Annotated in this window: 6 protein-coding genes; all 6 read left to right on the forward strand. The window is 73.0% G+C overall.

Annotation, left to right across the window (positions count from 1 at the left end; genetic code table 11):
- Positions 1–71 precede the first annotated feature (71 nt).
- The 6 genes from P3T41_RS32985 (at position 72) to P3T41_RS33010 (ending at position 6,296) form a co-directional block, all read left to right on the forward strand.
- Positions 72–800, forward strand: coding sequence for a TetR/AcrR family transcriptional regulator (locus tag P3T41_RS32985; protein ID WP_280694282.1), 729 nt, complete (start codon positions 72–74; stop codon positions 798–800).
- Between the two features lies 1 nt (position 801).
- Positions 802–2,001 carry an NAD(P)/FAD-dependent oxidoreductase gene (locus tag P3T41_RS32990; protein WP_280694283.1) on the forward strand — a complete coding sequence of 400 codons (1,200 nt, stop codon included), beginning with the start codon at positions 802–804 and terminating at the stop codon, positions 1,999–2,001.
- 212 nt (positions 2,002–2,213) lie between these two features.
- Positions 2,214–3,587: an MFS transporter gene (locus P3T41_RS32995; protein WP_280694291.1), complete on the forward strand. Its 1,374-nt coding sequence runs from the start codon at positions 2,214–2,216 to the stop codon at positions 3,585–3,587.
- A gap of 180 nt (positions 3,588–3,767) precedes the next feature.
- Complete coding sequence (locus P3T41_RS33000; protein WP_280694284.1) at positions 3,768–4,223, forward strand: hypothetical protein; 456 nt, start codon at positions 3,768–3,770, stop codon at positions 4,221–4,223.
- A gap of 127 nt (positions 4,224–4,350) precedes the next feature.
- On the forward strand, positions 4,351–5,400 hold the full coding sequence (locus tag P3T41_RS33005) for an SPFH domain-containing protein (RefSeq protein ID WP_280694285.1): 1,050 nt from the start codon (positions 4,351–4,353) through the stop codon (positions 5,398–5,400).
- Positions 5,397–6,296 carry a hypothetical protein gene (locus P3T41_RS33010; RefSeq protein WP_280694286.1) on the forward strand — a complete coding sequence of 300 codons (900 nt, stop codon included), beginning with the start codon at positions 5,397–5,399 and terminating at the stop codon, positions 6,294–6,296. Before P3T41_RS33005 ends, P3T41_RS33010 begins: the two co-directional genes overlap by 4 nt.
- The last annotated feature ends 103 nt before the right edge of the window (positions 6,297–6,399 follow it).

The following is a 6,399-nucleotide window of genomic DNA, read 5'->3' on the forward strand; positions in this document are numbered from 1 at the left end:
TCGCGCAGCGCGCCAACGAACACGTTCGTTAGAAACTTGTTCGCGACGAACGCGTTCGCTACGCTGGAGGCATGACAGCAGCCCCTCCCCCGACCCCCCGCAGCCGTCGCGAGCGGCCCGCCAAGCCCGCGCTCACCCGGGCCGGCATCGTTGCGGCCGCCGTCGCGCTGATGCGTACCGAAGGCCTGGAGCGGGCCACCATGCGGCGGCTCGCGCAGGAGCTCGACACCGGCGCGGCCTCGCTCTACGTCTACGTCCGCAACACCGCCGAGCTGCACGCCGCGATCCTGGACGAGTTGCTCGGCGCCGTCGACCTGAGTGCGGTACGCACGACGGGCGACTGGCGCGAGCGGCTGGCGACGGTGCTCACCTCGTACACCGACGTGCTGTTCGAGCACCCCGGCCTGGCCCGCTCCGCGCTGGTCGCCCGGCCCAGCGGCGCCCGCTATCTGGACCTGCTGGAGGCACTGCTCGCGCTGCTCATCGAGGGCGGGGTCCCGGCCGGGCGCGCCGCCTGGGCCGTCGACCTGCTGCTGCAACACGCCACCGCCACCGCGGCCGAGCAGGCCACCCGGGACCAGGCGGGCGACGCCCAGGCCCAGCAGGAGATGGACGACCTCGGCGCGGCCCTGCGCGGAGCGGACAGCGCCCGGCACCCGCAGCTCGCCGCGCTCGGCGGCGAGTTGCTCTCCGGCACCGGCCAGGACCGCCTCGCCTGGGGATTCCAGGTGCTGATCAGCGGCATTCTCCACACGCCACGGCCGGACCGGTCCGGCGAACCCGACCAGAGGAGCACTTGAGATGACCACCGAAGCAACCACCGGCAGCAGCACGGAGGCGACCGAAGGCCACCCGATCCACCATCCGATCGCGGTGATCGGCGCCGGCCTCGGCGGCCTGGTCCTCGCCCGCGTGCTGCACGCGCACGGGATCGCGGCAGCCGTCTACGAACTCGACGCCACCCCAACTGCCCGCGCCCAGGGCGGCATGCTCGACATCCACGAGGAGTCCGGCCAAGCAGCGCTGCGGGCGGCCGGCCTGCACGAGGAGTTCCGCGCGCTGGTCCTCCCTGGCGGCGAGGAGATGCGGATCCTGGACCGGCACGCCGTGCTGCACCTGGCCGAGGAGGACACCGGCGAGGGCGGGCGGCCCGAGGTGGACCGCGGCCGCCTGCGCGCGCTGCTGCTCGACTCGCTGCCCGCGGACACCGTCCGCTGGGGCGCCAAGGTCACCGGTGCCCGGGCGCTGGGCGGAGGCCGCCACCTGGTGACCCTCGCCGACGGCGGCTCCTTCACCACCGACCTGCTCGTCGGTGCGGACGGGGCCTGGTCGAGGATCCGTCCGCTGGTCTCCGACGCCGTGCCCGCCTACACCGGCATGTCGCTGGTGGAGCTGGACCTGGTGGACGCCGACAGCCGCCACCCCGTCAGCGCCGCCCTGGTCGGCGGCGGCATGTTCTTCGCGCTCGGCGAGGACCGGGGCTTCCTCGCCCATCGCGAGCCCGACGGCACCGTGCACGTCTACGTCGCGCTGCGGGCTCCCGAGGGCTGGGGCAGCGAGCTCGACTTCACCGAAGCCAAAGCCGAGCCCGACGCGGCCAAGGCCGCGCTGCTGAAGCACTTCGACGGCTGGGACGAGCGGCTGCGGTCGCTGATCGCCGAGGCCGACGGCGCGCTGGTCCCGCGCGCGATCCACGCGCTGCCCGTCGGGCACCGCTGGCAGCCCACCCCCGGCGTCACGCTGCTCGGCGACGCCGCCCACCTGATGTCCCCCTTCGCCGGCGAGGGCGCCAACCTCGCCATGCTCGACGGCGCCGAACTCGGCACCGCGATCGCCGCGCACCGCGGCGACCTGGCCACCGCGCTCGGCCGCTACGAGCAAGCCCTCTTCCCGCGCAGCGAGGCGGCGGCCGCCGAGTCCGCCGCGAACCTGATCAGCTGCTTCAGCCCGACGGCGCCGCAGCCGCTGGTCGACCAGTTCGCCGCCCGGCAGCCGGCCTGAACCCGGTGGGCGCGAGCCACCCCGACCGCTACGGCTTCCCAGGTCACCTCCCGGTCACCGGCGAACCAGAACACAGAACCGGAGCACGGAACCGGAGCACAGAACCGGAACACATCCGTGCTCCACGCGACCGGCGCCGCGATGGCATCATGACGGATCGCATCGCCGTCCGTTCGTGACGCCCCGCGCGATGTCCTGATCGAGCACGGAGCCTGGTTTTGCCACATTCTGTTCGCGACACGGCGGCCCCCGCGCCTGCCGCCGTCGATCTCCGGCGCGTCCAACGCGGCTGGTACCTCAACGACTGGGCCAACGCGGCCTTCTCGGCGACCGTCCTGACCGTCTTCCTCGGCCCGTACCTGACGGACGTCGCCACCAAGGCCGCGGACGCGCACGGCGACGTCCACCCGCTCGGCATCCCGGTGCGGGCCGGCTCGTTCTTCCCGTACACCGTCTCGGCCTCGGTGCTGCTCTCGGTCGTGGTGATGCTGCTGGCCGGCGCCGCGGCCGACCGCACCGGCAAGCACAAGACGCTGCTGGGCGCCTTCGCCTACGCCGGGGCGGCGGCGACGGTCGGGATGTTCTTCCTGGACGGCGACAACTACCTGCTGGGCGGCGCGCTGCTGGTGCTGGCCAACATCTGCTACGCGGTCTCGGCGGCGCTGGCCAACGCCTTCCTGCCGGGGCTCGCGGCGCCGGCCGAGCGGGACGCGGTCTCCTCCAAGGGCTGGGCCTTCGGTTACGCGGGCGGCGGGCTGCTGCTGGTGGTCAACCTCGGGCTCTTCCTCGGGCACAGCGCGCTCGGGCTCTCCTCCGGGACGGCGGTGCGGCTCTGCCTGGCCTCGGCGGGCCTGTGGTGGGCCGCGTTCACCGTCTTCCCGATGCTGCGGCTTCCACAGCGTCCGGCCACCGCGCCGGTCGCGCGACCGGTCGACGAGCACGCCGGCGGCACCCTGCGGGAGCTCGTCGGCACGCTGCGCGGGATGCGCCGTTTCCCGCTCACCCTGCTCTTCCTGGCCGCCTTCCTCTGCTACAACGACGGCATCCAGACCGTCATCTCGCAGGCCTCGCTGTTCGGCAGCGAGGAACTGCACATGGGGCAGACCACGCTGATCGCGGGCGTGCTGCTGGTGCAGATCGTGGCGATCGGCGGCGCACTGCTGCTCGGCCGGATCGCGCAGCGGCACGGCGCCAAGAAGACCATCCTGGGCTCGCTGGTGGCCTGGGTGATCACGCTGGCCTTCGGCTACGTGATGCCGGCCAGCCAGCCGATCTGGTTCTACGCGCTGGCCGCCGCGATCGGCCTGGTGCTCGGCGGCAGCCAGGCGCTGTCCCGCTCGCTCTTCTCCCACCTGATCCCGGCCGGGCGGGAGGCCGAGTACTTCAGCCTCTACAAGATCAGCGACCGGGGCACCAGCTGGATGGGCCCGCTGGTCTTCGGCCTGGCCTTCCAACTGACCGGCAGCTACCGGGTGGCGATCATCTCGCTGCTGGTCTTCTTCGCGATCGGCTTCGCCCTGCTGCTGCGGGTTCCGATCCGGCGGGCGATCGAGGCGGTCGGCAACGAGGCGCCCGAACTGCTCTGAGCGTTCGAGTGACGGGCAGCTGTGGAGACGGGCAGCTGTGGAGACGGGCAGCTGTCGAAGGACGGCGGGCGAAGGGCGGCGGGCGAAGGAGCCCGCCGCCCTTCGGCTGTCTCCCCCGAGGTGGGACGAAAGGGCACAATCGGTCACCCGGTCGACCCGTTGCGCGTAGCGTGTGGTGGCATGGCAGACGATGGCTCCGAGCTGACTCGGGATGAAGTCCTGCGGGCGCTGGCCGCGTTGGAGGCCGGCTGGCAGCGCGACGAACACGCGCTGACGGTGCTCGGCGAACGCCAGGCGGGCGAACGGGCGCTCCCGGCGCTGCTCGCCCTGTACGGCGAACGAACGCTGCGCGCCCTGCTGACGCTGGCCGTCGGCGGTCCGGACGGGCTCTCCTCGCAGCAGGCCCTGGACGCGGCGGAGGAGTTGGACCGCAGCGTGCTGGGTCGGATCAGCGGGGTGCTCGGCCAGACGCTCGAAGCGTGGGCGCAGGCCGGTGGCGACGACAGCGCGGTGGCCGGCCACATCGCCCGGACGGTGATCGGCGCCATCGCCGCGGTCAGCCAGAGCGCCGACGGTGACGACGTGCTGCCGCTGATCGCCGCGCTGCGCACCCAGACCCTGCGCGAGTCCTGCTGAGCCGGCGCTTCCCGCTGACCCGGCGCTCCGATTTCGTCGTATTGACGATAAGGCTCGCAATCCTTTATCGTCAGTTCGACGAGAAATCGCCCAACCCCAAGAGTTGATCCCCGGGAAGGGAAGAGCCATGGCTGACATCACCCGCCGCTTCGGCCTGCGGCACCTGCGGGCCGCCCCCACCACCCACATCCGCCACCTGCGCGGCGGCAAGCTCGCCCACGACGGGGCCGGGCTGGCCTTCTGGTTCCGCCCGCTCACTGCGGCGATCTCCGAAGTCCCGGCCGATGACCGGGAGTTGTCGATGCTCTTTCATGCCCGGACCGCCGAGTTCCAGGATCTCGCCGTGCAGGCCACGGTCACCTACCGGATCACCGACCCGGCGCTGGCCGCCACCCGGCTCGACTTCGGCATCGACCCGGAGACCGGGAGCTGGCGGGCCGATCCGCTCGACCAGCTCGGCACGCTGCTCACTGAGACCGCCCAGCAGCACGCCCTCGAACTGATCGCGCGCACCCCGCTCGCCGAGGCGCTCGCCGACGGGGTGACGGCGGTGCGGCGGCGGGTGGCCGAGGGGCTGACCGCCGAGCCGCGGCTGGCCGAGATCGGGCTGGCGGTGCTCGCGGTGCGGGTCACCGCGCTGCGACCGGAGCCGGAGATGGAACGGGCACTGCGCACGCCGGCCCGGGAGCGGGTCCAGCAGGAGGCCGACCGGGCGACCTACGAACGCCGGGCGGTGGCGGTCGAACGGGAGCGCGCGATCGCCGAGAACGAGCTTGGCAGCAAGATCGAACTCGCCCGTCGGGAAGAGCAGTTGGTCGCTCAGCAGGGCGCCAACGCCCGGCGCGAGGCCGAGCAGCAGGCCGCCGCCGACGCGGTGCGGGCGCAGGCGGAGTCGGTGCGGCGGACCCGGCTGGCGACCGCCGAGGCCGAGGCGACCCGGATCCTGGCCGCCGCCCAGGCCGACTCCGAGCGCGCGCACGGCGCGGCCAAGGCGGCCGCGAAGGAGGCCTGGCTGACAGCCCACCAGCAGGTCGACCCCGAGGTGCTGCAAGCCCTGGCGCTGGGCCGGCTGGCCGAGAACCTGCCGAAGATCGACAGCATCACGCTCACTCCCGACGTGCTCACCGGCCTGCTGTCCCAGCTGGGCCGCACCCCCACCGCCGGCAGTGGGCGGTGACGCTCGCCCCGCGCGTGGTGCTGGTGCACCGCCGCACCGAGTACGAGGAGTTGCTGGCCACGCACGGCTCGCGTGGCCAGGCCGCCTTCTTCCTCGCCGCCCGGGACCGCTCGCTCGACGAGGTGGAGCAGCGCCACCGCCGCACCCTCGCGGCGCTGGCCGAGGTGGCGGGCGCGATTCCGCTGGACTGGCGGCGCAGCCGGGTGGAGCGCGCCGACCTGGACCGCTTCCTGTTCGCCCCGCAGGACGTGGTGGTCGTGGTCGGCCAGGACGGCCTGGTGGCGAACGCGGCCAAGTACCTGTCGGGACAGCCGGTGATCGGCATCGACGCCGACCCAGGCCGCAACGCCGGGGTGCTCGTGCGGCACCGCCCGGCGGAGGTCGCCGAGTTGCTGCGGGTGGCGACCGCCGCCACGGCGGCCGCGCACCTGACCGAGCGCACCATGGTCGAGGCGGTCGCCGACGACACCCAGCGGCTGCTGGCGCTCAACGAGATCTACGTCGGCCAGCGCGGCCATCAGACCGCGCGTTACCGGTTGACGGCGCCCGGCGCCGCCGCCGAGGCGCAGGCCTCCTCCGGCATCCTGGTCGGCACCGGCACGGGCGCCACCGGCTGGTGCCACTCGGCCTGGCTGGAGCGGCAGAGCACGCTACGGCTGCCCGAGCCGAGCGCGCCGGCGGTGGGCTGGTTCGTCCGGGAGGCCTGGCCCTCTCCGGTCACCGGGACCAGCCAGGTGCAGGGGCTGTTCGACGCCTCCGAGCAACTGGCTCTGACCGTCGAGTCCGACCGCCTGGTCGCGTTCGGCGACGGCGTGGAGTCGGACGCGCTGCAGCTGAGTTGGGGTCAGACCGTGCGGATCCGGGTGGCCGCGCAACGGCTGCGGCTGCTCTCCTGACCCACCGCCTAGGTATAAAAATGCCGGACATTGGTGACACATGGGTCTCCGACTACTACGGAGATCTCTCATGCCTCCTTCGTTGCAACAGCAGCAGGATCGT

It is taken from the genome of Kitasatospora sp. GAS204B, from assembly GCF_029892155.1.
GTDB lineage: Bacteria > Actinomycetota > Actinomycetes > Streptomycetales > Streptomycetaceae > Kitasatospora.